The 25167-nt window shown below is 55.2% G+C and carries 24 protein-coding genes; 13 read left to right on the top strand and 11 right to left on the bottom strand.

The window, feature by feature from the left end; translation table 11 throughout:
- Nucleotides 1-2 precede the first annotated feature (2 nt).
- The 5 genes from SMC1_RS00310 to groES form a co-directional block, all read right to left on the bottom strand.
- The gene (locus SMC1_RS00310; protein ID WP_119084822.1) at nucleotides 3-1046 is read right to left on the bottom strand and encodes an ABC transporter permease subunit; all 1044 of its coding nucleotides are present in this window, start codon (nucleotides 1044-1046) and stop codon (nucleotides 3-5) included.
- Entirely contained in the window at nucleotides 1039-2655 is a 1617-nt protein-coding gene (locus SMC1_RS00315) for a sugar ABC transporter ATP-binding protein (RefSeq protein ID WP_119084823.1), read from the bottom strand. Before SMC1_RS00315 ends, SMC1_RS00310 begins: the two co-directional genes overlap by 8 nt.
- A gap of 262 nt (nucleotides 2656-2917) precedes the next feature.
- On the bottom strand, nucleotides 2918-4144 hold the full coding sequence (locus tag SMC1_RS00320) for a DUF3798 domain-containing protein (protein ID WP_119084824.1): 1227 nt from the start codon (nucleotides 4142-4144) through the stop codon (nucleotides 2918-2920).
- A gap of 201 nt (nucleotides 4145-4345) precedes the next feature.
- Nucleotides 4346-5962 (bottom strand): chaperonin GroEL, encoded by a 1617-nt coding sequence (gene groL / locus SMC1_RS00325; protein WP_119084825.1) that lies wholly within the window; start codon nucleotides 5960-5962, stop codon nucleotides 4346-4348.
- Nucleotides 5963-5974: 12 nt separating this feature from the next.
- Nucleotides 5975-6265, bottom strand: coding sequence for a co-chaperone GroES (gene groES / locus SMC1_RS00330; protein WP_119084826.1), 291 nt, complete (start codon nucleotides 6263-6265; stop codon nucleotides 5975-5977).
- A gap of 204 nt (nucleotides 6266-6469) precedes the next feature.
- On the opposite strand from groES, the gene tsaE reads away from it, so the two are divergent.
- From tsaE to SMC1_RS00385, 12 genes are all read left to right on the top strand, one after another.
- Nucleotides 6470-6994 carry a tRNA (adenosine(37)-N6)-threonylcarbamoyltransferase complex ATPase subunit type 1 TsaE gene (gene tsaE, locus SMC1_RS00335; protein WP_119084827.1) on the top strand — a complete coding sequence of 175 codons (525 nt, stop codon included), beginning with the start codon at nucleotides 6470-6472 and terminating at the stop codon, nucleotides 6992-6994.
- Nucleotides 6966-7667, top strand: a complete 702-nt coding sequence (gene tsaB / locus SMC1_RS00340) for a tRNA (adenosine(37)-N6)-threonylcarbamoyltransferase complex dimerization subunit type 1 TsaB (RefSeq protein WP_165849089.1) — start codon at nucleotides 6966-6968, stop codon at nucleotides 7665-7667. Before tsaE ends, tsaB begins: the two co-directional genes overlap by 29 nt.
- Nucleotides 7664-8140, top strand: coding sequence for a ribosomal protein S18-alanine N-acetyltransferase (gene rimI, locus SMC1_RS00345; protein WP_165849090.1), 477 nt, complete (start codon nucleotides 7664-7666; stop codon nucleotides 8138-8140). Before tsaB ends, rimI begins: the two co-directional genes overlap by 4 nt.
- Nucleotides 8121-9158, top strand: coding sequence for a tRNA (adenosine(37)-N6)-threonylcarbamoyltransferase complex transferase subunit TsaD (tsaD, locus tag SMC1_RS00350; protein ID WP_119084830.1), 1038 nt, complete (start codon nucleotides 8121-8123; stop codon nucleotides 9156-9158). Before rimI ends, tsaD begins: the two co-directional genes overlap by 20 nt.
- Before the next feature lie 116 nt (nucleotides 9159-9274).
- Nucleotides 9275-10021: an alpha/beta hydrolase gene (locus SMC1_RS00355; RefSeq protein ID WP_165849091.1), complete on the top strand. Its 747-nt coding sequence runs from the start codon at nucleotides 9275-9277 to the stop codon at nucleotides 10019-10021.
- Nucleotides 10022-10424: 403 nt separating this feature from the next.
- Nucleotides 10425-10604 carry a hypothetical protein gene (locus SMC1_RS10280; protein WP_126855119.1) on the top strand — a complete coding sequence of 60 codons (180 nt, stop codon included), beginning with the start codon at nucleotides 10425-10427 and terminating at the stop codon, nucleotides 10602-10604.
- Between the two features lie 583 nt (nucleotides 10605-11187).
- The gene (locus SMC1_RS00360) at nucleotides 11188-13179 is read left to right on the top strand and encodes a hypothetical protein (protein WP_119084832.1); all 1992 of its coding nucleotides are present in this window, start codon (nucleotides 11188-11190) and stop codon (nucleotides 13177-13179) included.
- 26 nt (nucleotides 13180-13205) lie between these two features.
- Entirely contained in the window at nucleotides 13206-13793 is a 588-nt protein-coding gene (locus SMC1_RS00365) for a hypothetical protein (RefSeq protein ID WP_119084833.1), read from the top strand.
- The gene (locus tag SMC1_RS00370) at nucleotides 13790-15259 is read left to right on the top strand and encodes an ATP-binding protein (RefSeq protein WP_165849092.1); all 1470 of its coding nucleotides are present in this window, start codon (nucleotides 13790-13792) and stop codon (nucleotides 15257-15259) included. The genes SMC1_RS00365 and SMC1_RS00370 overlap by 4 nt, the downstream gene beginning before the upstream one ends.
- 105 nt (nucleotides 15260-15364) lie before the next feature.
- The gene (locus SMC1_RS00375) at nucleotides 15365-16612 is read left to right on the top strand and encodes a sigma-70 family RNA polymerase sigma factor (protein ID WP_119084835.1); all 1248 of its coding nucleotides are present in this window, start codon (nucleotides 15365-15367) and stop codon (nucleotides 16610-16612) included.
- A 293-nt stretch (nucleotides 16613-16905) separates the two neighbouring features.
- Nucleotides 16906-17292: a hypothetical protein gene (locus tag SMC1_RS00380; protein WP_119084836.1), complete on the top strand. Its 387-nt coding sequence runs from the start codon at nucleotides 16906-16908 to the stop codon at nucleotides 17290-17292.
- Between the two features lie 246 nt (nucleotides 17293-17538).
- Entirely contained in the window at nucleotides 17539-17814 is a 276-nt protein-coding gene (locus SMC1_RS00385; RefSeq protein WP_119084837.1) for a hypothetical protein, read from the top strand.
- A gap of 38 nt (nucleotides 17815-17852) precedes the next feature.
- Here the strand turns inward: SMC1_RS00385 and SMC1_RS00390 are convergent, their stop codons facing one another.
- From SMC1_RS00390 to SMC1_RS00410, 6 genes are all read right to left on the bottom strand, one after another.
- The gene (locus SMC1_RS00390; RefSeq protein ID WP_126855120.1) at nucleotides 17853-19880 is read right to left on the bottom strand and encodes an HD domain-containing protein; all 2028 of its coding nucleotides are present in this window, start codon (nucleotides 19878-19880) and stop codon (nucleotides 17853-17855) included.
- Nucleotides 19881-20040: 160 nt separating this feature from the next.
- Complete coding sequence (locus SMC1_RS10390; RefSeq protein ID WP_165849093.1) at nucleotides 20041-20187, bottom strand: hypothetical protein; 147 nt, start codon at nucleotides 20185-20187, stop codon at nucleotides 20041-20043.
- A gap of 63 nt (nucleotides 20188-20250) precedes the next feature.
- Nucleotides 20251-20931 carry a zinc ribbon domain-containing protein gene (locus SMC1_RS00395; RefSeq protein WP_119084839.1) on the bottom strand — a complete coding sequence of 227 codons (681 nt, stop codon included), beginning with the start codon at nucleotides 20929-20931 and terminating at the stop codon, nucleotides 20251-20253.
- Nucleotides 20928-21800, bottom strand: a complete 873-nt coding sequence (locus tag SMC1_RS00400) for a DNA/RNA non-specific endonuclease (protein WP_119084840.1) — start codon at nucleotides 21798-21800, stop codon at nucleotides 20928-20930. Before SMC1_RS00400 ends, SMC1_RS00395 begins: the two co-directional genes overlap by 4 nt.
- Nucleotides 21801-21932: 132 nt before the next feature.
- On the bottom strand, nucleotides 21933-22892 hold the full coding sequence (locus SMC1_RS00405) for a hypothetical protein (protein ID WP_126855121.1): 960 nt from the start codon (nucleotides 22890-22892) through the stop codon (nucleotides 21933-21935).
- A gap of 354 nt (nucleotides 22893-23246) precedes the next feature.
- Nucleotides 23247-23573: a hypothetical protein gene (locus tag SMC1_RS00410; protein ID WP_119084842.1), complete on the bottom strand. Its 327-nt coding sequence runs from the start codon at nucleotides 23571-23573 to the stop codon at nucleotides 23247-23249.
- 960 nt (nucleotides 23574-24533) lie between these two features.
- Between SMC1_RS00410 and SMC1_RS10285 the strand changes: the two genes are divergently transcribed.
- The gene (locus SMC1_RS10285; protein ID WP_126855122.1) at nucleotides 24534-24737 is read left to right on the top strand and encodes a hypothetical protein; all 204 of its coding nucleotides are present in this window, start codon (nucleotides 24534-24536) and stop codon (nucleotides 24735-24737) included.
- Nucleotides 24738-25167: the final 430 nt, after the last annotated feature.

The following is a 25167-nucleotide window of genomic DNA, read 5'->3' on the forward strand; positions in this document are numbered from 1 at the left end:
TGTCACCTGGACTTCCTGGTCGCTCGGGTGAGTGCGTAGACGATCATTCCATTGGAAACGATGAGTCGTACAACTTCTGCCGCATCACTGTGAATAGCGGCGTTGATAACAGAGGGGGCCATGGTCAGGATGCCTTGAAACAAGATTGTTCCTATGACCACGTTGGTAATGTTGGCCTTGTTGACGCTGGCGCCGCCGATGAGAACGGCGGCGACTGCGGGGAGTGCCATGAAGAAGGGGCCGTTGTAGAGCGAAATGAACCCATAGCTCTGTTCATACAGGAGAATGCCGATGGCTCCATAGACAGTCGACAGGATAACAGAAGTGGTTCTCATCCGGTCGACGCTGATTCCACTGGCGCGGGCGTAGTCTGGATTCGAACCGACAGCAGTCATCGCTGTTCCGGTCTTGGTGTGAAAGAACGCCCACATGAGCCATGCCATGAGTGCGAAAAACAAGATCGTGCCAGTTGGAAACATAAAGTTTGGACCGATGTGGATGGCAAGCAAGTTGTCCAGTATCTTGGCCCAGAACCCGTCGACAGAAACGGTAGTCCTGAGACCTTGGCCACTGTAGCCCCAGATCATCGTCGGATTGTGATAGGGCAAGACCATCCACATGATGCTCATGAAGGAGACAGAGGAGAAACCAACGTATGTGGCGATCATCATCTCGTCGCCCTTGACGTGGTTCAGTAGAACGCCATATCCCCAGCCAAACAGACATGCGAGCGGAATGGCTATCCCGATAGCGCCGGCGAATCCCGCAACCCCAACAAGCCCCAGTTCAATGCTCAGGGTGGCTCCCAGCAGTCCGGCAATAATACCGAGTGGCAGACCAAAGTTGAGTCCGCAGCCTGCTTGTACCATGGGAATCATGGCGAGTACCATCACCCCGTTCATCCCAAAACGAATGATCGTGTCCATCAGTGATGCGTCGATTCGAACACCCCAATGTGGAGCAACCAGGAACAGTGAGAGTAGCACTAGTCCTATGATGATCCGAGGCCAACCTGCCCGGTCGATGAATTGCCGCAACCTATGCATGACTCACCACCTTATCATCTGTGTTCTTGAGTTTGCCGATCATGAGCATGCCAAATTCTTTTGCTGTGGCGGCAGGGGACAGAATGCCTGCCACGCGACCTTCGTCAATAATAGCGATCCGATCGCAGATGGAACGCAACTCCTCAAGCTCAGACGATACCATGACAATGGTCGTCCCATTTTCGCTGTTGTACCGCCGCAACGCTTTCAGGACCAGCGCTTTTGCGCCGACGTCGATACCACGTGTCGGTTCCGAGACGAATAGCAGATTTGGTTCTACACCAAAAGCCTTGGCAAGACAGACTTTCTGTTGATTGCCGCCAGAGAGTTCTTGAGCAGGCTGTTCAACTCCCGTGCACTTGATCTCCAGGGCCTCGATATATTCCCGGGTGACCTTCCGGATGGCCCGGTCATCTCTCCATTTGATGAGTCCGCCCAGGAGCGGTCGGAGAAACTTGTTCTGCACTTGCATCGCAGTGAACGCGATATTCCAGTCCAGAGGCTCTTCCATAAGCAGACCGACACCGCGCCTGTCTTCCGAGACGAATGCCATGCTGGCTGCCAGGGCGGCTGCCGGATCCTCCAGGTGGATTGGCTTCCCGTGCAGGATGACTGTTCCTCCCGCGGGGCAAAGTCCCATAATGCCGTTCGGAATACCAAGTTTTCCTTGCCCAGCGAGTCCTCCGATGCCAAAGATCTCTCCCTTATGAACCTCAAAACTGACGTCTCGAACTGTCTCTCCAGGCATGTCGACCCACAGATGCTCGACGGCCAGGACCGTTTCTTGTTGTGTGTCATACGTTGCAGTGGCAATTGCTTTTGTATCCACACTGCGACCCACCATGAGTTCCGCGACCTGACCGATGTCGGTGTCGTGGGTGGCTATCTCTTTCACGACTTGTCCGTCCCGCAGAATAACGATCCTGTCGCAAATGTCGAGGATCTCCTGAAGGCGGTGCGTGATGAAGATAATGGCAATTCCAGTGGCGGCCAGTCTGCGGAGTGAAGTCAGAAGAACCTCCGCCTCGGACTCCGTCAGGACTGCCGTCGGCTCATCGAGCACGAGCACTTTCATCTCGGGGCGATGGATCTCGCGTGCGAGTTCGGTGAACTGCCTATGACCGACCGGCATCTCGGCGACCAGCGTGTCTGGGCTGATTTCGACGCCCAGCAGCTCAATGGACTTCTCCGCGATGGCGCGCATTTCGGGAAGGTCCAGTGTCTTCAAGCGGGGCCCAAAAAGTTTCGTCACGATGTTGTCATGCAGAATTTCACCGTTGAGAAGGATGTTCTCAGTGGCGGTGAACCCTGGGATCAGCGAGAACTCCTGGTGAACCATGCCAATACCTGCCTTGAGGGCATCGAACGGGTTCTGAAAACTGACTTCTTTGCCATCGATGAAAACCTTACCGGCATAGCCTCCGGTCTGGACAATGACGCTCATCCCGAAGAGGATATTCATCAGGGTCGACTTGCCGGCACCGTTCTCTCCAACAAGGCCGAGGACCTCGCCGCGGTTCAAGTCGAGGGAGACATCGGTCAGAACCCGGTTCCCAAAGTATTCTTTGGTGATGCCCTGCATTTTCAGCAAAGGTTGTTGTTGAGTCATGTGGCCACCTCCCAGAAATTGAACACTTTCACCTATGGCTCTTCAAGAATACTGGTTAGCACACTGACAGAGAATTGTTGGAGGCCTTGGAAGCGACGTACCAAACACGCAGGAGCTGATTGCTTAACGGTGTTTGCCTCTTCTTCTCTATGGCATAACATAACACGATCGTGATCCTGATTGCCTTCCGACATCACGACAACAGTGTGCACGTTGAAGGAAAAGCGCTGGGGCAGACGCCCCAGCGCTTGAATGCCAGATTCTACTGAGGCTTGAAGGTGAGGTATTTCTCGGGGACTACCTGTTTGGCAGAGCCGAGGTATCCTTTGCCGAACACGTATGTGTCCTCGTAGATCAGGAAGTGATTGGTGTCCGTTTTCTTGGTGTTAAGATCTGTGTAGTTGGAGGCGTTCCATGCTGCGCCAGGAGTGTACTTCTGAAAGGCAGAGAGCATATCCTGCATGTTCGCAACCTTGGCCGTACCCTCGATGCAACGCTTGGCATATTCGCCGAGACCTGCTGTGGTTGTATAGCCGAGAGAGAATGCCCATGTGCCAAAACGGCCAGATCCGCCGTCGGCGACAATTGTAGACTCAACCTTCTTGAGGATGGCCGGCCAATCACCCTGCTCAGCCTTGAGATCGATACCGAAGGCTCCTGGATAGCCCATGGTGGGCGAGGGAAGGTCAGCTTCGACAAACATGCCACCGTATTTCATGACCTGTTTGAGCAACGGTTCGGTTTCCCCGTCGTTGGTGCAGAAGAATGCCGTGTCCTTGCCGTAATGCTGAACCCAGGCTGGAACGTGCTCGAGGATGAACTGCTGGGCGCCCGCCATACCGACGTCGCTGACGGGATCGGGGGCGGTCTCAAAAAAGGTCTTGACCCCGAGATCCTTGCCTGCCTGCTGCATGATGGCCCAGCGGCGGCTCAGAAGCTCAATGCTCATGTGACGGGCGAATGAAATATGCACAAAGTTCTTGGCGCCCATCTGTTTGGCTGACCAGATGATAAGGTAGCCGCGAGCCACGTTGTCGGCATCAGTGACGACGTCGGCCGCTGCGTCGATGACGTTAGGGTCTTCCTGCGGTTGACCGCAGAAGAGCAGAATGTCGGACCTCTTCGCGCGTATTTCCTTGAATGCTTCGGCTGTGCCGGGAACGCCCTGGTTGACGACAATGGCCTTCATGAGTGGGTCGTCGGCAAGGCCAACAATGTCAGCGATTACCGTTTCCTGCTCGGATGAGAAGTTGTCCGGGTAGGTTATTGCCTGGATCATGCCACCGTCAGCCACAGTACCGTATTCTTTCGCAAGAGCATCGCCACCACGAAGGTCGTCCTCACCCTGAGAGACGGTGCCTGTGACGATACCAATATGAAACTTGGCTCCAGTAGTACCAGTGTCCGTTGGCGTAGTGGTCTTCTTGCAGCCCGTGAATACAACTGCGACAAGCATGAATGACAGCAATACTGTTAGCAGCTTTTTCATCCTCTCTTCCTCCCGAAAAAGAATTAGCTATAGTTCAGCCGAATTCTATTTATAGCACAGTTGCAGTACTATTCAAGGTATCTTCACATGTTCCGGGAGCGATGATCAGCACTTGCCTTGAGGAGCATGCGTCCTGAGCCAAGCAAAAACCCCGGCCGTAAGGCCGGGGTTTTGTCGACAGACGACGAGTGAAGCAGAGTTCTAGTAGTCAGGGTAGGCCGGAGCAGCAGGCGCTGAACTCTCCGCCTTCGGAACGGTTGTGACCATGGCCGCCGTCGAGAGGAGCAGACTTGCAATGCTCTCTGCGTTCAGCAGCGCGAGGCGTGTGACCTTCAGGGGGTCAACAATGCCGCTCTTGAAGAGGTCCTCGAACTTGTTGCCCAGGGAGTTGAACCCGAGATTGTCGTCGCCCTCGAGAACCTTCTGAACCGCGATGACGCCCTCATAGCCAGAGTTGTCCGCGATGATCTTGAGCGGCTCACGAAGTGACTTGCGGACGATCTCGGCGCCGGTCTTCTCATCACCGGTGAGCTTGAGTCCGTCGATTCCCCTTCCTGCCTTCACCAGAGCTGCACCACCGCCGATGATGATGCCTTCTGCCACGGCTGCCTTAGTAGCATTGACAGCATCCTCGACTCTGTGCTTGAGTTCCTTCATAGCTGTCTCGGTGGATGCGCCGACCTTGATGATAGCAACGCCACCGGCAAGCTTTGCCAGGCGCTCCTGAAGCTTTTCCTTGTCGTAGTCCGACTTGGTCTCTTCGACCTGCTTGCGGATCTGGCCGATGCGGGACTTGATCTCTTCCTTGGTTCCCTTACCACCAACGATGGTCGTGTTGTCCTTGTCGACCTTGACTTCGTCAGCAGAGCCAAACATGTCTTCGGTGACCTTCTCGAAGGTGAGGCCAAGATCTTCGCTGAGAACCTTGCCACCCGTGAGGATTGCAATGTCTTCGAGCATAGCCTTCCGGCGATCTCCAAAGCCGGGCGCCTTGACTGCCGCGCATGAGAACGTGCCACGGACCTTGTTGAGCACGATTGTCGCCATCGCCTCACCGGTGATGTCATCTGCGACGAGCAGGAATGGACGTCCCTTCACAGACAGCTTCTCAAGGACGGGCAGGAACTCCTGGATGGACGTGATTTTCTTGTCAGTGATGAAGATGAGAGGGTTCTTGAGCACGACTTCCATGCGGTCGGGGTCGGTCACGAGGTATGCAGAGATGTAGCCACGGTCAAATTGCATGCCCTCGACGGTCTCAACCTTCATCTCGAGGCCCTGAGATTCTTCCACGCTGATGACGCCGTCTTTGCCGACCTTCTCCATGGCGTCCGCAATTGCTTCGCCGACGGCGGGCATCTTGGATGAGACAGTGGCAACCTGTGCCTTCTCTTCACGGGTCTTGACCGGGCGAGACAGCTTTTTGAGCTCTTCGACAACAGCTGTCGTCGCTTTGTCCATGCCAGCCTTGAGTGCGACGGAGTCTGCGCCGGCAGTGACGTTCTTGATACCTTCCTGAATCATGATTTGGGCAAGAACAGTGGCTGTGGTTGTACCGTCACCGGCCTGGTCCTCAGTCTTCTGGGCAATCTCTCTGAGGAGCTGCGCGCCGATGTTCTCGTTCGGATCCTGGAGTTCGATTTCCTTGGCGATGTTGACGCCGTCGTCGGACAGGACCGGAGAACCAAACTTCTTCTCGAGTGCAACGTGACGGCCCTTGGGCCCTAGCGTGACTCTGACTGTATTGGCGAGCTTATCGACACCGGTGCGAATCCTTTCGTATGCTTCCTCATTAAAGATGATCTGTTTTGCATCCATGGTCATTCCTCCTTACTTGACGATTGCGAGGATGTCGTGCTGAGAAAGCACAACGTACTCTTCGTCGTCGAGTTTGATTTCGTTGCCGCTATACTTGGAATAGAAAACCTTGTCGCCTTTCTTGACCTCAAGGGGAATCTTGGTGCCGTTGTCCAGCATGACGCCGGAGCCAACTGCCATGACGGTGCCCTGCTGAGGTTTTTCCTTGGCGCTGTCAGGCAGGACAATGCCACTCTTCATGGTTTCTTTGGCTTTCTCAACTTTGATGACGACGTGATCACCGATTGGTACCAGCTTTGTCATATTGTCGTACCTCCTGTACTAGAAAATCTTGATGGATTAGCACTCTCTTTGCATGAGTGCTAAGCCATTATAGGAGGGCATGGTGAGCTGTCAAGTATCGGAGAGGTCTGGCGCCGTACCTCCGAGGCCCCGGATGGGGAGCAAACGGAATATCACATCAGTGTTGTACAAGGGTCAGGTTCCTGCTAAGATGACTACCCGAACATGACCTACGAAACTTGCATAGAGGTACCATTCCAGAGCCGTTGCCACCAGTCTACTGAGGGCATTGGCATCCTGCTTGGGAGCTGTCTACTGGAGACGCTTTCACAGGGGAACCGTGACTCATTGGTTGTTGGACTGATCGGTCCTCTGGGCGCCGGCAAGACGGTTCTCACGCGTGCTCTCTCGGTAGCGCTCGGCGTCGATCGGGCAAGCGTCGCCAGCCCCACCTTTGTCCTGGAGCGGAACTATCTGGGCAAAGAACCGGTGAGGCATTTTGATCTCTATCGTATCGAGGATCCTCGACAACTGGTCGAAATGGGCTTCGAGGAAGAACTGGACAAGCGCGGTGTGACGGTAATCGAGTGGGCTGAACGGTCCGGAAGACTCCTCGAGATGTATGAACGTATTGAGGTCCATTTCGAAGTCCTGGGCGAAGAGATCAGACGCATTGTTCTGCGCGATTTCTACCAGCCTTCCATCATTGCGAGGTGTTTCGGTGTCGAGACAGTCCCTGCTTCTCATTAACACCGCCACCGTTTCCGGAGTCGTTGGCCTTGCGCGGGGAGATGAAGTACTGGCCCAGGCTTCACTGCAGTTGGCGACTGCGTCCAACACTGTCGTGGCTGCGATCGATCACGTGCTCGTGAAGGCAGGATGCACGCTCGATGACGTGGCGGGCATTGTGTTGGTCAAGGGCCCTGGAACCTTTACGGGGTCGCGGGTCGGCGCAAGCATCGCCAAGGCAATTGCCTACGCGTCTCCTTGCTCGCTCCTCTCCGTCACCACGCTGGAAGCGGTAGCCTGGAGCGGCTTCCTGACGAGTACAACACAAGTGACTGATGGTCCTGTGTGGGCGCTTCTGGATGCTCGTCGCCACGAGTTTTATGTGCAGGAGTTTACCGTCCGTGATGGAGCAATCGTGTCTCAAGCGGACGCAGTGTGTTTGGGACCGGGAGCCTTCGATACTGTCCGTGACGTGGGTGGACTTGCCGCCTGTGCCTTCTCGCCTGCGGCAGTTCCAGAGAACCAGCGCGGACGCGAACGAGAGAACGTGGCGTGGTCATTCGACGTGTATCCGAGCTGCGTCGGCATCCTTGCGGCTTCGGTGGGTGCCCGGAGTGAAGACCCGTTCACGCTCGAGCCGCTGTACCTCCGAAGCACGGAGGAATTGTTCGATCACCCGAAGGTGGCGTTGTGACGTCCGCGCCGTCAATCATCGTCCGGACAGCGAGTGTTCGGGATCTCAAAGCTATCTGGGCGATCGAGGAAGCGTCCTATGCGACTCCTTGGCCCAAAGAGACCTTTTTCGTGGACATTACCTTCAATGCAGATGCAAAGTATTTCGTCGCTACAGTCGATAAACGCATCGTCGGATTCATCGGCGGCTGGTTCAAGGAAGGACAGTTGCACATCGTCAATGTCGCTACGTACCCTTCCTCTCGCGGATCTGGTGTGGCAAAGCAGCTCGTTCTGTTTCTCCTCGATCTGGCCCGGGATCTCAAGATGGGGAGCGCTTTTCTTGAAGTCCGGAGGTCCAATGTTGCAGCTCAGAAGCTCTATGAGGGGCTGGGCTTTGGAGTGACGGATCTCCGACCGATGTACTATCCTGACAACATGGAAGACGGGCTGGTCATGACAAAGGAGCTACGCAGTGCGCATACTGGGGATTGAGACATCCTGCGACGACACGGCTGCAGCTGTTGTAGACGATACGGGGCTGGTTTTGTCGTCGGTTATTTCGAGTCAGGATTCGTTCCATCAGAAGTATAACGGCATTGTTCCTGAAATTGCTTCTCGCCGGCATACCGCGACGATTATCGCCTCTGTAGATGAAGCTTTGTTTCAGGCAGGCATGCGGATCAAAGACGTAGACGGGATTGCCGTCACCTACGGGCCCGGGTTGATCGGTTCTCTTCTTGTGGGCGTAGAAACGGCAAAGGGTCTTGCATATGCCAGTGGAAAACCTCTGATCCCCGTGAATCATCTGGAGGGCCATGTGATGGCGTCATTCCTCCGTGATCCGGGAAGCGACCTGCAGCCGCTGACGGGCGACGATTTTCCGGTGCTGGCGCTGATTGTGTCCGGAGGGCACACGGAGTTGGTTTATGTTGACCGATGGCTCCATTATCGAGTTCTGGGTGCAACGCGCGACGATGCGGCAGGGGAGACGCTGGACAAGTTCGCGAAGTATCTGGGACTTGGTTATCCGGGAGGGCCGGTGGTCCAGAAGATTGGCGCAACCGGGGATCCCTCGTACCACTCTTTTCCGAGAGTGACGTTCAGCCGGGGAGGGTATGAGTTCAGTTTCAGTGGCCTCAAGACTGCCGGCATCAACTATGTGAAGTCGTTGACATCGGAGGAACTCAAAGCTCATCTCCCTGACATCGTGGCAAGTTTTGAGTCTGCGGTCGTCGGTGAGCTCGCAGGCAAATCATTGCGGGCGGCCCGCGACCTCTCTCCCCGCACCCTCACCGTCGTAGGCGGTGTTGCCGCAAACAAGCGGTTGAGAGATAGCTTCGCGAGGACTGGGGATGTCCGGGTCTACTTCCCACCGATGAAGTACTGCACCGACAATGGCGCGATGATCGCCTACGCCGGGACACGGCGGGCCATGCTGGGTGTACGGGCGGCCATCGATCTTGATGCATGCTCCTCACTGGGAATAGAGGACAGTTCGCTGAACACCTGACGGAAGGTGGCGGCATCCGGGCCGGGATGCCGCAAAGTCCACGCAATTGCACCAAGGTCTGGGTTGCTGATAATGGAATTGGTGTGCATGCCACACGGTCAAAACGGAGGCGGGAAATGGACATTCGCGAAGAAGGGAGACCGTTCAGCGCGAAAGGCACGAGCGGCGTTGGTTGTCTCGTCATGCAGGGATTCACGGGGACAGTGGGGAGTATTCGCTACTATGCAGAGCAACTCGCGGCGAAAGGACTCTTCGTTGAGGCTCCACGCCTGACAGGCCACGGGACGAGATGGCAGGACGTCAACCGGGCTCGCTACACAGACTGGATTCGTGACGCGGAACAGGCATATCAGTTGCTGGCCAGCCAGTGCGACAAGGTATTTGTCACTGGGCTCTCGATGGGTGGAACGCTTATCCTGTATCTTGCAGAGCATCATCCAGAGATTGCCGGCGTCATCCCCGTCAACGCACCTGTCTTCATGACCGACAAGCGCGCGCCTTTTCTGCCCATCCTCAAGCATCTGATTGCATCGACGTCGGCGATCGCGTCTGACATCATGGAACCCGGTATCATCGAACCCGCGTACGACAGGACGCCGACCGCCGGTACTCACGAGATGGTGAAGCTGCTCGGAGTCACGCGCAGGGACCTGAGTCTTATTGCCCAGCCCTTACTCGTCATGCGTTCAACGCACGATCATGTCGTTCCCCAAGAGTGTGGTCCGTTTATCATGGAGCATACCGCTTCCATAGACAAGGAGATGGTTGTTTTCGAGAAATCGGCCCATGTCGTGACAATGGACTATGACAAGGATGGCGTGGTTGACAGTGCGTGGAAGTTCATCCAGCGGCTCTCGCACTGAACACGAACGCGGGAAGAGACAGCCGTAGAAGAAAAAAAGCGGATGGCTACCAAGCCATCTGCTGTGTCATTTTGTCATCTGCATACATGGTAGACCAAGCAGATCCTAGTTGGAACCTTCTGCTCGTAGAATTGTCGAGACTCAGCAAGATTGCTGAACAATCCGCGAACGACAACAACTGTGAGTCCTCAGGCACGGCAGCACCAGAACTTGGGGAGAGATAGCACCGTCCACAATCTTGGGAGTATCTTCGCAGTGTTCACTACCAAGGTCTCTAGAACCAATACTCTATTATTCTATTACTGTAGTTCTCTCACTCTCGTATACAATCTATGCTTCTCGGAGAAGAGTCCTCAGGATCCTCGCCCGCCCAATCAGCTCGTGTCTTCATCACCATGAGAGCATGAGCAGAAAGGTGAGACTATCGACTGTGCTGGTTGGGACTCGTCCGGACCTCGCCGCGCCAAGAAAGGGAAAGATGGGCGGCATTGACCTCTTCTCGGAAAAGAAGTGCACCGTTGGCCGACTGGTGGCGAATCCGCGGCAAGTCAGCAACATGATGGTGGCCGGGTGGTGGAGATAGGGGCGAACAGGCAGTCCTGCGATCCATCGCTGATCGCAGTCCTGAAGCTGTTGTTCGATGCCCTGTGGCTGGTTGGAACGGGAAGTGGACGCAAGTGACACGGCGTAGGTTGACTTCCCGTACTTGCCCGCCAGTATGGGAACTCGCACCGCCCTTTTGTACGCGGAGGGCACTCGCAACGCCCGGCGTGCCTGTGAGCGCTTGTCTCAGCCGTCGTTAATGTCAAACCGCCTCCACGCGTCTTGTCCGACTTGACCCAGCCACTGTTGTCTTCTATGCTGAGAAGGCAGCACGTCGACTGCTTTGGTTGGCTCTGACGGCGTTCTTGCAGCTTGAGAGGATCTAACGACGGTAGTTTGCACCCCTGAGCGGGGTTGTGGTGAAGTCTGGATTGGGTCTTGACATGATGGTCGGAGTTCTGCCCGACAGCTGGTCAGTCTGAACCCTACTGGAACCAGCTTTCACGTTGACAACCAGCGTAGTGCAAGACCGTGGACGCATCATGAAGGACGACACGAACGACGCGAATCGAGAGGGTTGACGGGAAGAAGACAGAAAGCTGTCTGAGGGGCATTCAGAGGCGATGCAGAAGCGGAAGCGAGCCAGGAGATCACTGGGGTCAAGGTCCATCTTCCCAAGGGGCGCTGATTGGAGCGTCAAAGAGGTCGGTCTTGTCGTCTCAGACTACTTCGAGATGCTTCAGGCAGAGACTCGCGGAAAGCAGTATGTCAAAGTCGATCACCTTCGAGCCCTGAAGCCTTTGTTGAACCATCGAAGCAAGGGATCGATCGAGTTCAAGTACGCAAATATCAGTGCCGTGTTCAGGGATCTTGGGCAGTCGTATCTCGCCGGCTACAAGCCCAGAGCGAATTACCAGAAGCTTCTGACTGATGTAGTCAAGCTACGTCTGAACGTCCCCCCGCAGCATTCGCTGCTGCTTTCAGACCGGGCCGATGCGCCAACTGCAGATTCTGTCGAAGTGGAACCCGGTCCACTCGGACCTGGCTGTCCAGCCAGTACTGTGCTGACTGGAATATCCCAGCGGAGCGAACTGAGTTGCCTCGTCGAGGAGTGTGGGGACATTACTTCTTCTCGGCTCAGCACGCTGGATGAGATGTCGACAAGGGCGGTAGTCAGCGCGGCATTTCCGTGCGCCGTCTTCCCTGGAGCAGACGGTGAGATAGACATTGAAGACGCTTCGGCGATCGTCGAACAAGCTGCCGTAGGTCTTTATCTCAGGCTCAGGCGCAACGTAACATTTCGGGGGCTACTCCAATCGATGACCCGGGAGTCCGACCTGAGCGTTGCCAAGATTGAAGCCAAAACTCTTGAGGGACTGAGTGATTCTGACCCCGGACGTCAATACGTGGGAAGCTTCGCCGCTGTAGTTGCCCTTGTGGTGCGAGTGCTCGGAGTCAAGGTCACAAACGATACACCATTGCTGCCTGAAGCACGTGTGCTTCCTGAAACACAGAAGGTTGTGAATCCGTTAGGTACGGACGCAGGACCGCATGAAACACTGACTCGAGCCGAACTCATCGCACGCGAAAAGCGGTCCCGTCTCGAGCAGTCAGTGCGTCAGTTGCCACTGGACGTGCTGCTAGCGGAGTACTGCGATTTCTCAGCTTCAAAGGCGCCCTCGGTCTCTCCGGCTGACCTTCGTTGCCTGCACGCTCGGTACGGGGGACAGAGTAGCCTGAATTCGATAGGCATGGCGGAAGGTGTTACGCGCGAGCGCATACGGCAACGGTTGTGGAGAGGCAGTAGACTCCTGATGGAGGACCTCCTAATGCACGTGAGTTTTCAAGACTACTGGCGCGGAATACATGAATACTCTATTCTAAGCCCTGAGATTCTTGAATACTCGGTACTTGGGAATATAGGAGACATGGAACGACTCGTGGATGCCAAGGCTATTGGTCGGCTGTTCATGGATGCGCTGGGCCGTGAGCGTGGTCTGGCCCGCGTAAGGTTGGGTACCACATCATTTCAGTGTTGTCCCCAAGCTGAGGAGAAGCTGGAAGAGCTTCTCACGTGGGTGCAGCACGAGGCTCTGAGCGACGAGCCACATACATCCGGACTGGAGGAGAGGCTCGGCCAGTATCTTGCCTCGAATGCGGTTCTTCCGCAAGGATCAACCTCGGCGGTTACCACTGAGCTGGTGACGGCCCTCCCCCGCGAATCACTGGGCGACCAGATCGAGACAGCTCTGAAGCAGTTGCAGGCTCCAGCTCACTTTGCAGACCTTGCGCGGTACCTTGAGGCAAAAGGGATTGCCCAAGTAGATCCACGAAGGGTAGAGAGCACGCTGGGGAGAGACAGCCGTTTTTCCTGGGCAGGGCTTGGCACATGGGCTCTCCGTTCATGGGGCTACCCGCCTGCGAGTGAGAGCCTCGATGTCGTCCTGTACCTCATCCGGAAGAAGGGTGGAGGTGTCACGTTCGACGAAATATGCGAGTTCATGTTCATGAGTCATGCGTACGCGGTCAAGCGAAGTTCGGTGCTCATCAGAATGAAGATCGTGGAGGGGGGAATACTGAAGAGGGTCGGCGCCAGCATCTGGGACGAGATGTGATGCAGAGACATGTGAGGGAGCACACTATGGGAAAGTTGAGACAAGCGCTAGAGAAGCGTACCGTACCGCCGACAACTGTGGGGGAACTCGCAACGTACCTGAACGTGCAGTACAAGACGGCGTGGGGGTGGATTGCCGGAAGGAATCTCCCGAAGGATACTCGAACGCGGCAGGTGCTGTTCAGCGTCCTCGGGTTGGATGAAGCGACAGTTGAGGCTGGGACCAAGCGTCACGATGCAACCCGCGCTGCGCATACAGAGGTCGCAGTGACTGCTACGCCAGACCGAGAGAGATTGATCTCGCTGTCAGACGAGATTCGCTCTCTCAGCGAGGATCTCAGCGCAAAGCTTGCGCAGTTCTCGAACTCTTCCGGAGTTGGGCCTGACGAATCAGACCAGTTCGTCAAGAAGTTTAGACGGCAGCTGAAGAGCCTGTCGGCAACTCTTGCTCTGGCACTTTCGGATTCGAAAGTACTGCAGGAGCTTCGTAGCAGGGTAAACGTGTATGAGCTCGCGTACGTCACGACGCTTCTCGGCGCCGTCTTGGACAACCAGAAGCTCGAACTATGGAAAGCCTTTCGGGACTTGCCTGGGAAAGGGGGCAAGGGAACATGAGCCAGATTCCGTTTGAGTTCCCGAACAAGACAAAAGTGATGTCTTTGCTCGCCTCCGTCTATGAAGACCCACGTGTCGCGCTGGCTGAGTTCATCGTCAACAGTATGGATGCCGGTGCGAGCGTTGTTGCGTTGGAGGCGGCAAGCGGCAAGATCAATAGCATCTCCGTACGAGACGATGGCTGTGGAATGTCAGAAGGGGAGATGGAGAGGGTCGTCCGAAACTTGGGCAATTCTATCAAGACGAACGAAGACGAGCTACGAAAGCGTCGTATCGATCCGTCAAAGGTCATTGGCAAGATGGGCATCGGGATTCTTGGATACCAGTCATTTGCTCGCAAAGCGGTCTTCATCTCCAAGATTGATGACGGAGGTGCCGTTTGGCGTCTTTCCATGGAGGCAGGGAAGCCCAACGCGGAGATACTGCCTGCATTGCTTCGTGACAAAGAACGGCTAGCGGACGTCCCCCATGGTACCGTGGTGGAACTCGTGGACATTTCGCGGGACATCATGCGCCTCTTCTCGCGAAGGACGCTCCAGCAATACCTGGAGAAGAACTTCGCTGATCTGTTGCGCCGAGACGGTGCGGCGGCCGTGATGATTGGCGGTGACCGCGTAGTACCTCCGCCTCTCGCCGGAACGCCCTTCTCCCTTATGGCGGTGCCAATTGGCGAGTACGGCCGTGTGGACCTTTCGTTGTCGATCGTAGCCAGCGGCGTTAGTGCTGGCGACGGTGTGGCGGTCTCCAGCAAGGGGCGAGTTGTCGTGAAAGAGATTATCAGAATTCCTGAATTCCAGCATTCGCCTTGGACCGATGGTGTCTTGCATGGATCGGTGGAGGCCCCGTTTCTGACAGTAGCGCCAACTCGTGGCATGTACATACGGAACGACGGCTTCGAAGCCTTCGTCCGTGGGATTCTCTCGATTGAGTCAAGGCTGAGCCAGGAGGTTGAGCAGGCACGCGCAAGGCGAGCCGAGGAACAGCAGTCAAACGTGCTGCGACGGCTGAGGGAGGCTGTGGGGCTTGCTCTAAGGGATCTTGAGCTCGAGGCGGCAAGGTCCGAAGCGCACAGGCCCGGGGGACCTGGCACGACGGAGCGCAGCGGCAGTACGCCGGGTGAACACAAGGGGGCACACGAAGGCGGTTCGAACCATCGACCACCAAGTGAGGGCGCCGAACGAAGGCAGAACCGCAGTCAACTCTATTTGGAGTGGCAACATCTTGGAACACCTGTGCACAGCAAGCTCGGCGAAGGGGGCAGAATCATTCTCAACTACGACTGTCCCGAGTATGCCGAAGAGTGTGCTATTCCGTCGGGACAGCGCGCGTACCGCTACATCACCAAACTGGTCGCGAAGGAGTTGGCCAAACGGAACTACGGAGATGCCGACACAGACGAGGTCATGGAGCAAGCGGTGGAAATTGAGCTGCGAATCCTGAAGTATCTCGGATTCGCAAGGGACTGATCGGTGTGGGCTGGTCATCGCTCGTATCCGCTCGCAGTTGTTGGCGCATATGGATGAACATGAGGGACTGGATCTTCGCCGAATCCGACTGTTGGGGAGGAGCACTTGAAGATAGCTGAGCACACGTACGTGTACGGAAAGGACGGTCATTACTATGTCTCGCGTTCCGACACCGGAGGTAGCAGAACACTCGGCCGATTTGCCGTCTTGCAGGATGCGTTGAAGGCGCATGCGAACGCATGGTTGCAGGTGCCGATTCACGGCAGGGGGCACGACGCCTGGTTGTCTTTCTGCTCGGATGGTCGCCCCCTCGGGGAAGGCACTCTCAAGACATGGCGAACACGTCGTCTAGAGGAGTTCGTGAACCGCCTTCCTGAACCACAGCAGCGGGTCATGATCTTGTTGGAGGGTATCCATGGTGAGAGCAGGCACAACCCCGATCAAATCGCCAGGGCTCTTGGTATAAGCATTGAGCGCGTTCAGGAGATTGAGAGGCTGGCGACGAGAACGATGAACGGGCTTCTGAACAAGGAGGAAATGATGGACAATGAAGCAAGCATGGACGATGAGGCAAGAACTGTCAGCACGACAGGTCAGCCTTTGGATGACGTACCGGATGACGAACTGTTGGACCTTCTTAGGGTTCTCATTCGAAATGACCCAACCCTTGCCGAGAAGATGAGTGAACTCAGGCTGTCGCGTGTGAACGTACGGCATGTCGAGATGATCGGCTCCCTGATGCTTCAAGTCCCCGAGCTCCGAGGGCTTGCGAGCAAGTGGCCTGAGTATAATACCCCCACGAACAAGAACCTCGAAAAGAGGGTTTCCGCCATTGAGGAAACGAACCTCTTCACTTCGCTTCTCGATTGGCTGGCCGGGCGACTCTGGGACTTGCCCGCCGAGGACATAGAATGCTCAGCTACCGATGGAGCAATCCATGCAGACAAGGGAGACGCGCGTGGACCTCTCGCGCAGAATCCTGCCCTCTCTGACTCAGTGGCCGGGCTTCCGGGAAGCGATTCCACCGGCGCAGGCGTGATCGAGCCAGAAACACCGGTTGGCCAGAAGCGTTTCTGCGACGCGGCCTCTGACCTTCTCGATGCAGCGGACTTCGCGATGAGCCCTTGGCATGAAATCTGGAAGCGTCTGACAGGCGAGCGTTCGAACAGTGGTCGTGTCACGCTGGCGTTGGAGCGCATTGAAGTCGCTCAAGCAGACACACGGGAGGCAACTGAGGAGGAGTTTCGTCGGAAGGGTTGGGCCCTTGACCCACTGACACGGGACACTCTGGAGGCCGTAGACGAGGTACTGGAAGGCGACGTGAACATCCCTGAAGACCTCTCCTCGACTTGAGAGCAGTAGGTGCCCATCTGGGGCTGAGAAGGCATTGCGAACGATTCGAGGGATGCCAAGGAAGTCACGTTTCCTCTGAAGTTGGAAGACTTGGGCGTTCGGGTGTATCACGGGTGCGTGTATCCTCCGTACAACAGCATCTATAGTTGGGCCAACCACTTGGGAGGCTACTGGCGAGAACCAACCGCGGATGACATTCCCCTTGCGAACATTGAGGAGTTGGCCCTGAAGGCCGAGAGGTTAGGCAAACCCGTCGATATTCTAACGGGAGAAGCGATTGAGGGAGGTTGGCGATGACCAAGCGACCGAGTACCCATGTGGATAAGAACGGGATTCTTCACTGGACAGGGATTCTTCACTGGACGGGGGCCCTTATTGTGGACGACAGCCCCGAGAGTGCTGACTGGATCAAGGTTGCCGGATGGGATCGGACCTTCAGCGACGAGGAGCGTCGGTTGCTTGAGACATTCAAAGGGTGCAGCAGCAGTCTGTGTCAGAGAGCATGGCTGGCGCAGTGCCAGTACCGCCTGAGCCATGGGAAGTTGGGGACCGAGATCGTAACGGATCCCGACCTGCACAAGGCGCTCCTCCTGATGCGTGCGGCAGGAATCCCCTGCGACCGGATGCATCCCGACGATGAGTGGGAGTTCCCAGAGCACATGAAGGAACCGGTCCCTTGAGAGGATACCAAGCTCTGCACTCACGGGCAACCTTGCGCGGAGTGCTGGGGCTATCCATAATCAGGACGCTGCAACTCCCGAATCATCAAGGCTCCACAAGCAAGTGCTACTGCTTCTCATACTCCAGCGCTGATTCCTAGATCCCAGAAGTGTCCGGTGGCTGCGGACAAAGTGTAGATCGCTGCTTAGTGGAGAATGCAGCCAAACGTGCTATAATTACAGTGCAAGAACAAGGAGGAACACCTGATGACAAAGAAGGCAGTTGAAATGGGCTCCCGTCCGCTCTCGGCTTCGGGTGTGGCGGTTATGCTTCATGGTACTGGCATCGCGGTTCGTCCGTGCGCCGAAAAGGATCAGCGTGACAGCGAAGTCAAGCGGATTGCTGAAGTTCTTCAGAGCGAGCTTGGCCCGAACGCTCCTGCGCGAATGGTTCAAGAGTCTGCCAAATCCTATTACAGGGTCTTCTGTGCCGTTTCACAGTCTCAGAATCGGCCGCTTAAGGCGAAGGCGTGTAAGGACTGAGAAGCGCCTGAAGCTGCACCTGGAGAGCGTCGGCGTTCTTAGGTTGGCGCCAGGATCTGCTCGATTGCCTCAGTGACCAGGTCCAATCTCGCTGGGATTGGGCCTATTCTATGTACGTCTGCAGCGTGCGGATCGTGCCCCGGTGAAGGGGATGGACACGCGGTCGTATCGTTTCTTTGACTCAGCAGCCATGCCGCATATTCCGTCCTAGCCTGACGGCAGAGAGCCTTGCGGGGGATCTTCCCTCTATGTCCTGAAGTGTCAACAGCTATATCATCGGTTAGCACCTGTACGAAGGACATGCCATGCTCGTACTTGGCAATGCCAGATGCAATTTCATCATCAGAGTCATCCAGGGCCTCAGAAAGGCTTATTGGTTTGCGTGCACGTTTGCTGGGCATGATGCAGACAGAGGGCCTTCCCCGGGCTGTCTCGCGGCCAAAGAGCCGTTTCTTGCGGTTGGTGAGCTCCTGTAATGTCATCTGATTGGCAGGAGTCCATCCCCAGTCGATAAGAGTGATGCCCCTGAATGCACGCGACTCTCCATCCTCGTGCTGACTCATTTGATCTGAATGGTCAATTATGTACACGAAATCCACCAGTTGGCGGCTTTCGTGTATATCCCGTGTGTTCTGTCCTCCGGTAACAGCCTTGCGAACACTTCGTGTGAACCTGTTGTTTGCTGTGCCGGTTAGCGGCAAAGACCGTTCGAACAAAGACCGGGAGCGAAGCTTGCTTACAATGTAACTGACGACTCCACAACAGTCCTGACGGTAGTAGTCCTCGGATTTGACCCTTCCCATTGTGTCAAGGAAGACCCAAACGTCTTGGTCTTCCATGAATGGTAGATAGCCCAGGAGCCTGCCAGCAATGTCCCGGATGGGATTCTCCGGATCCAGGTTCAGACAGGCATCCTGAAGGGCACGGTAACTCTCAAAGAAGGCGGTGGCAAGCATCGCGTTGGCGTTCTGTGCGACAGGGTGATTCGCGGTGTTGGCATAGAAGTATTCCCGGCTCATCAGGTTGAAAACAATGTCGTTCACGGCCTTAAACGGCCACGCGAGACTACTCTGGCCTCCCATGCTTGCAGGGAGCGTTACGAGCTGCACGTTGTCAATGATGTACTCCACATCGCCGCCAGCCTGCCCAGCACCCGTGAAGTAGGCGTCGCGCCGGTAGTAGTCAAACTTGTCTGCGTCTAGGTCACCATTGATGACGTCCACCAGAGTGCCTCCGTTGCCTCGGTCTCCGACGATCATTCGTGAGACAGTAAGCGGGTCGATCCCCAGAAGATTCAGCAGACTCCTTATTCCGAGTGAGGGGTTGCGTTCAAACACAGTCTGCTGGTCGCCAGTTCCAATCCGTGCTAAGCCTCTTCGGATAAGGGCCAGTGCGATGGGATGGTCGTAGATCAGCCGCACCCCATTGACTTCATGTGGTTTCGATCTATCGATCGCTATGCTGTCCTCTGGGAACTGATGATACGCAGGTATCCCCCCAGCCCCACCCTCTGACCATCCCCAGACGCCACCACGATTGTCAGAGAGACTCTCCTCCCACATCTCCGTGCAGTGCGAGAACGGTCCATGGCCGATGTCGTGTAGAATAGCTGCGGCCAACAGGGCCTTCTTTCCCGATGACGAGACTGACTTCCCGAGACTTGTACAGATCTGCTGGGTATTCCAGGCGACGCCAAGCGTGTGGTCGAACCTGGAGTGCCTCGCCTCCGGATATACGAAGTGCACGAGTCCCATCTGACCAATCTGCCGAAGCCTCTGTACATATGGCATGTCGACCACTAGCATCAAGTCGGGGTACTGGAGATCGATATCCCCGTAGATCGCACTCCTGATTTTTTTCCTCCTCCCTCGCCCGCCACGTAGGTGACCATCTTGAGTGTGCGCGTTGAGAAGAGACTGCATCTCCTGCCAGTATCCAGCCCACCGGTTCTCCAGAGCATCCAGAAGATTCTCGACCTGCTGCAGGGACTCCATTTCCACGTCGTTCGCAGTTCTCCTTGGTTGCAGTGACGGACTCTGGTTTGAAGCTTCACGTGTCGGTGTCACTGAGTTGCCTCCCTTTGTGCTGGGGCGTCAAGCCAGACGACTCTCATGAACAACGCAACAATCGAGTACCAATTCATCAGTCAAGCCTCCCCTTCACTAAGCACGAGAGAGCCTTGGAACAGAACGTCGTGATGTACCACAGATCGGCTTCCACCCTCGTTTAGTAGTACTGCGCAATATAGCCGTAGGCCTTGTCGAAGAGGTCTTGGTCCTTCATCTCGTACTTCACGTAGAGGACGTGACACAGGGCCTTCTGGACTTCGCGCTCGCCAGCGCTGCCCAGACCCAGGACAGAAGACGGGACCATCAGGGACTCCCCCTTCCACAATTTGGACAGAACATCCGGTGCCTCCTTCTCAGACAGTACGACTCACGACTTTTTTGCAGGGTCGTCAGGGACAGTCAGAGCAGTGCCGCACTTGAGACAGAACTTGCTCCCTTTTGGATTCCCATACCCACAGGAGGGGCAGAACAGCAAAGAAGACGAATCGACGGTAGGTGATAGCGATGGGCGAGGAGGGGCGTCTGTGGTCAGAAGTGCTGCGTCTTTCGCATCCTGCTCTCTCAGTACAGCAAAGCACAGAAAGGTACAGCCCAGCGAGAGCAACAATGTCAGATAGAAGGCCGGTTGGAACTCAAAGTGGATGAAGCCGGACATTGCGGCTATCTCCGAGGAACTCGTGGATCCTTGAGAAATCTCGTTGTAAAAGGCAATGGGTGCTCCGATGTAAAGGCCGACGAGGATCAAGGATTGAAAGGAGGATGAAAACGCAAGAGTCATGTCTCCATCTTCATCGGGCGCAAATCCTACGAAAAAGCCAATGACCGATAGGAAAAGGACAATGAAGAGGATGGTCCGAAGAATGATCTGAAAATTTTGTGACGCTGCGAATCCGTTTGTTTTCATAACAGTTGCATATTGCCCCGTTTCGATTTGGAATCCCGTGGCACTCATGATTTTCTCCCCTCCGCATGAGACCAGTACCCAGGGAAACAGGAACATGACGATCATTACCAGAAACAACAGCTTTACTAACGATTTCTTGTTCATGAATGACCGTCTACTCTTGCTTCAATAACCTTCTGTATCCCCACCGGGACATTCGACAGGAGATCATCCCCTGTGGCTTTCTCGATCGCGTCGACACTGGTAAGGTAGGTCTGCCACTTTGAATTGACGCTGTTGATGTTTGGCGTGTTGATGGCAATGACACGGGTCTTCGTGGTGATGTGGCTGAGATCTTTGGTTCCATTGGGCAACACGACTGCAACTTTCCAGATGTGGGCAGGTACCGTGACGTGTCCGCCGTCGATCGTTGTTGCAGTACCCTTTGAACCAGTACCACCACTGCCGTAGGAACCCATGACGATGTACAGTTTATCCCCGCTTTTTACCAACCCACGCAGGTAATTCTCGAAGTACATCCAGGTACCCTCATTGTTTCTCGGTGCCTGCGGGATCATGTTCGTCATCAGGAAGGTCGATGAATTGGCGGCAACAGAAGAAGTCCTGTCTGCTGAAGGACAGTTGTGGCCACGGTCGAACCCGCTGCGGGAGTAGCCGTTCGCCTGCACCTGATACCAACCGGCAGGAAGGGTGTTGTCCGCGCGGAAATTGTTCAACCTGTCTGTTGAGCCGAGCGAGGAAGGACCGAGATACCAGCTCACCCAGTTTGGTTCACCACGGCCCCGGTTGTAGGAAAGCGTGTAATTGCTTGTCGTCATCAGGTAATTGTTGGGTGACGTGGTGCTGTGGACAGCCTTGGACGGATTGCCCAGAAGCAAATTGCTTCCATCGACTGGCACTGCGACTGTTGGCTTCACCGTCGTCGACGACAAAACCGTGGCTGCCGACGGGACAAGGAGTCCCGCGACCAGGAGAATGGTTGCCAGGAGTTTCAGCAGACGCGATCTTCTCATGAGTTCCTCCTTCATTAGGAACAGCAACGTCATAGTGTGTGCCAAGTTCCCGTCCAGGTCAACAATCGCATCGACTCATCCAAAATGTGCGTTGAACCCTTGTCCTCATGTCCACCGCGGCTGCGATAGGAGTCAGTTTGAGAAGGTGTACTCGTTGAGGTGCCCATACAAAAACAGCAAATCTCGCCATGCTTGAACGTCGCTGGAGTTGAGACTATACTCGGCGTAATACTGACCACCGTTAACGCGTACCTTGAGTGGCGCCGTACCAGAATAGTTGGCAATCGCCTGGAATAGCGCTTCGCTTCCTGCGTCTGATTGCCGGAAGGTAACGCACTCGTATACGCCGCCGTAGAGAACGTCCGTCTTGACATCATCGCTGAAGGACTCCTTGACCACGGTGGAGTAAGTGGTGTCTCCTATCTTGACCATCACTTGCTTGGCGAAGAGCCAGTCTTCGCGATAGAGCGTGAGACTCAGGAACCACCAACTGCTCGACGAGTCCTTCCCCAGGTAAGGGTAGAAGCGAAACGCCTTCGATCCATCGTCCCTGCTGGAATACACGAATGTCAGGTTGCGAAACTCGTCATTCTCCACTCGGCACAGCCGCACGATGCGAGTCACTTCGCTCTTGATCAGCTGCCCATAGAGCGTTTCTTGTTGGCTGGACCATACTTGGCTGGTACGCACGGACTCAAGTCGTGCCATGGCGTCGCGGAATCGACCTTTCTGTTGCAGGGCTTTCGCGTCCTTCACTGCTTGCTGGAGCAGGGCTGTCTGTTCTTTGCGTCGGGCTGCCTCTTCCTTGAGCCGAGCTGCCTCAAGCCTCTGGGTCCTGTGCTCGTTCGACTCCATCTTCGTGAGAGCCCCTTGGAGCGTTGCCATGTTGGCACTTGTAGCGCCAATAGTAGTCGTGACCAATGGCGAGCTTCCGTCAGACATTGTGACTGCGACGTGAGCGGTCACCGGTCGTTCTGTCGTACCCTTCGTGACGGAGAAATCCTGAAAAGAGAGGTAGGCCTCTTTGCCGGGCTGCACCTTGTCAAGGAGAATCATTTCCTTGTTGTTCGCGTCTGAGATGACAATGTTCACAGCGGTCGTCGTCCAGTACTGCGCGTCGCTTAGCGCACGGAAAAAATCGAGTTGATCTTGTGGTATCGGCTCCGGAGAACAGCCCGGTAGAACAAGCAAAAGCGAGAGTATTAGTATGATTGCTGTGAGAACTCTTCGGTCATGCATCTACATACCCCCCATCCTTGACTGGCAAGTGAACTTCAGCAGATGCTGTGACGGAGATGGCTCGTCATCGTCTCAGTCTCCATTACCAGTGTTTCGCCGTTCCCGCCGTTATCAGAGACCATGAACCGCTTTCACTGTAGTACTGCAGCCACGACTGTCCATTGTGCATGCCTCGGAGCTAGTTGCTCCGATGTCTTGCTGTGAGTCTCATTGGAGTAGAAACAAGAAGGCGCCCGGTTTTGTCTGCCATATCAAAGTTTTACCATCGCTGGTCACAGTAATTGGAACGTCGTATGCTCGTGACTTATATAACAGGTTGGCAATGCCATCGTAGTTGTTCCCACCAGACGACACGAGCGTTACCGAGTGCACCGTCAGTCCGTAACCGTTGTACGCAGGGTCTGTGTTCATCTTCTCTTGGAACGAACTCGTCACTTGCTGCTCCAACTGCTTTTTGCTTGTTCCACAGCCCGTCAGCAATAGGACCAGAAGCACCATACCTACCAAGACGGTCAGCGAATGTGTTCTTCTCATGAGTTCCTCCTTCACCATCAACAACGCGCCGTTTCCGTACGGGGTCGCAGCGCAGATCATACCCTTGTTTATTAGTATGATGCGGTGGTGATGTTTTTGCTAATCGGTGGGAGAGAAGGGGCAAAATGGCAGAACTCTTGAATTATGTCAACTAGCTGAATCAGGCTAGACGGCACCGGCAAACTGGAGTCAGTACGGGTTTAGCAGGTTTCTATGATCGATTGAAACTCTATGAACTCCTGAATCTCATCAGAGTGCCACTTCTTCTTCAGCAAGTTCCCCCTGAGGAGTTGAAACCAATAAGCCCATACTTGTCGTAGGCGAGCAGGATGCTATTCAGGAGTGGAACAAGACATCATAGTCTGAGCCCGGGCGGTAATTTGCCTTGCTTGGACCCAGTATTGTAATTCTGTGCTGTCAGTTAGAATAGGAAAGAGGACGGGGTTAGCTTAGCTCCGTTGCCAAGCGCCGAATAGGGGGTGAAGCAGGTGAACAAAGATAAGGGAAAGACAACCAGGCATTCAGTAAATGCCCAGCCAACGAAGCCAGGCAGTAGTCAGGGCAGGGGGATCTCCAACCAAGTCAATCCGGACCGAAAACCGCCTGTCAAGCCGGTTCAGAGTTCAACATCCGACAAGCATGGCAAGTAACTGTCGGGGGGACCAGCAACTCGGTGAAGACTTTGACGACACTGCCGAAGGCGTAGCCCAACAGCACAAGTACGAGTCTCTGACTGAGTCACATCGGCATGATGCGAACGAATGCTGTTGGGAATCATCGCGGCAACTCCTCCTGGCCGCATCTGTACTGTTGGCGGTCACAGGCACGTTCTTCACGCAATCCGGCAGGCTGGACGGTTTCGCTGTGTGGGTTCACGTGGAAGTCCTCTGCTCTTGGATCCTGCACCTGGCATCTATGATTTTGGGGTCTTTGTTTTTTCTGTCGGAGGAACGTTTCTTCATGAACTGGACCGATTTCTACAACGACATTGCAAAGAAGTACTCCAATAGCACTATCCCTGTCGCCCAGACATCTGAGGAGGCACGGGCAGGGGGGCAGGAACTGCAAAGAAAGAGTCCTCGAGTTCTTCAGATGGTTCAGGTTGGGTTTTTCCTAGTGGGGTGCTTTCTGGACGTGGTCGTGTTCGCCACGCTAATCCTTTAGAACGGACTACAGCACAGATATCAGCGAGCCGCTCAGCCCAACCGTGGGCGTGCACGCCAACATCTGTATGGCATAGCTCTCTAGCCTTCCCTGAAGAACAACTTTGGGCTTCTTATTCCGTGATGTGCCTTTCTCTATGCTTAATCGCACGCGAGGAAGGGTACCGAGGTCCACCCCTCATATGAATTGCTTCTGTCTCGCACGTTCAAATATGGTGTCTCACTCCAAGGAATAGGGGGCCTTTCCCCCTTGGACATTCACAAGGCGGTCAAAAGAAGTGGCCTATTTCCGCAATTTGACCCTACTGGTATGTGTCTCGGCATCTTTCATGCTCGCTACGGGGCTAGAATGAGATGCCTCTCAGCCAGGGCTTCTTGCCAAGGGGTCGGTCGCCGCAACCTTTCTCCGTTCACGTTGGTTTCTTAATGAT

It is taken from the genome of Candidatus Cryosericum septentrionale, assembly GCF_003570995.1.
GTDB classification, from domain to species: domain Bacteria; phylum Caldisericota; class Caldisericia; order Cryosericales; family Cryosericaceae; genus Cryosericum; species Cryosericum septentrionale.

Bases quoted from the DNA above. Each gene is read 5' to 3' on its own strand.
- SMC1_RS00310 (WP_119084822.1), bottom strand. From the start codon at position 1,046: ATGCATAGGTTGCGGCAATTCATCGACCGGGCAGGTTGGCCTCGGATC.
- SMC1_RS00315 (WP_119084823.1), bottom strand. From the start codon at position 2,655: ATGACTCAACAACAACCTTTGCTGAAAATGCAGGGCATCACCAAAGAA.
- SMC1_RS00320 (WP_119084824.1), bottom strand. From the start codon at position 4,144: ATGAAAAAGCTGCTAACAGTATTGCTGTCATTCATGCTTGTCGCAGTT.
- groL (WP_119084825.1), bottom strand. From the start codon at position 5,962: ATGGATGCAAAACAGATCATCTTTAATGAGGAAGCATACGAAAGGATT.
- groES (WP_119084826.1), bottom strand. From the start codon at position 6,265: ATGACAAAGCTGGTACCAATCGGTGATCACGTCGTCATCAAAGTTGAG.
- tsaE (WP_119084827.1), top strand. From the start codon at position 6,470: ATGACCTACGAAACTTGCATAGAGGTACCATTCCAGAGCCGTTGCCAC.
- SMC1_RS00355 (WP_165849091.1), top strand. From the start codon at position 9,275: ATGGACATTCGCGAAGAAGGGAGACCGTTCAGCGCGAAAGGCACGAGC.
- SMC1_RS10280 (WP_126855119.1), top strand. From the start codon at position 10,425: ATGAGCAGAAAGGTGAGACTATCGACTGTGCTGGTTGGGACTCGTCCG.
- SMC1_RS00360 (WP_119084832.1), top strand. From the start codon at position 11,188: ATGCAGAAGCGGAAGCGAGCCAGGAGATCACTGGGGTCAAGGTCCATC.
- SMC1_RS00365 (WP_119084833.1), top strand. From the start codon at position 13,206: ATGGGAAAGTTGAGACAAGCGCTAGAGAAGCGTACCGTACCGCCGACA.
- SMC1_RS00370 (WP_165849092.1), top strand. From the start codon at position 13,790: ATGAGCCAGATTCCGTTTGAGTTCCCGAACAAGACAAAAGTGATGTCT.
- SMC1_RS00380 (WP_119084836.1), top strand. From the start codon at position 16,906: ATGACCAAGCGACCGAGTACCCATGTGGATAAGAACGGGATTCTTCAC.
- SMC1_RS00385 (WP_119084837.1), top strand. From the start codon at position 17,539: ATGACAAAGAAGGCAGTTGAAATGGGCTCCCGTCCGCTCTCGGCTTCG.
- SMC1_RS10390 (WP_165849093.1), bottom strand. From the start codon at position 20,187: ATGGTCCCGTCTTCTGTCCTGGGTCTGGGCAGCGCTGGCGAGCGCGAA.
- SMC1_RS00395 (WP_119084839.1), bottom strand. From the start codon at position 20,931: ATGAACAAGAAATCGTTAGTAAAGCTGTTGTTTCTGGTAATGATCGTC.
- SMC1_RS00400 (WP_119084840.1), bottom strand. From the start codon at position 21,800: ATGAGAAGATCGCGTCTGCTGAAACTCCTGGCAACCATTCTCCTGGTC.
- SMC1_RS00410 (WP_119084842.1), bottom strand. From the start codon at position 23,573: ATGAGAAGAACACATTCGCTGACCGTCTTGGTAGGTATGGTGCTTCTG.
- SMC1_RS10285 (WP_126855122.1), top strand. From the start codon at position 24,534: ATGAACTGGACCGATTTCTACAACGACATTGCAAAGAAGTACTCCAAT.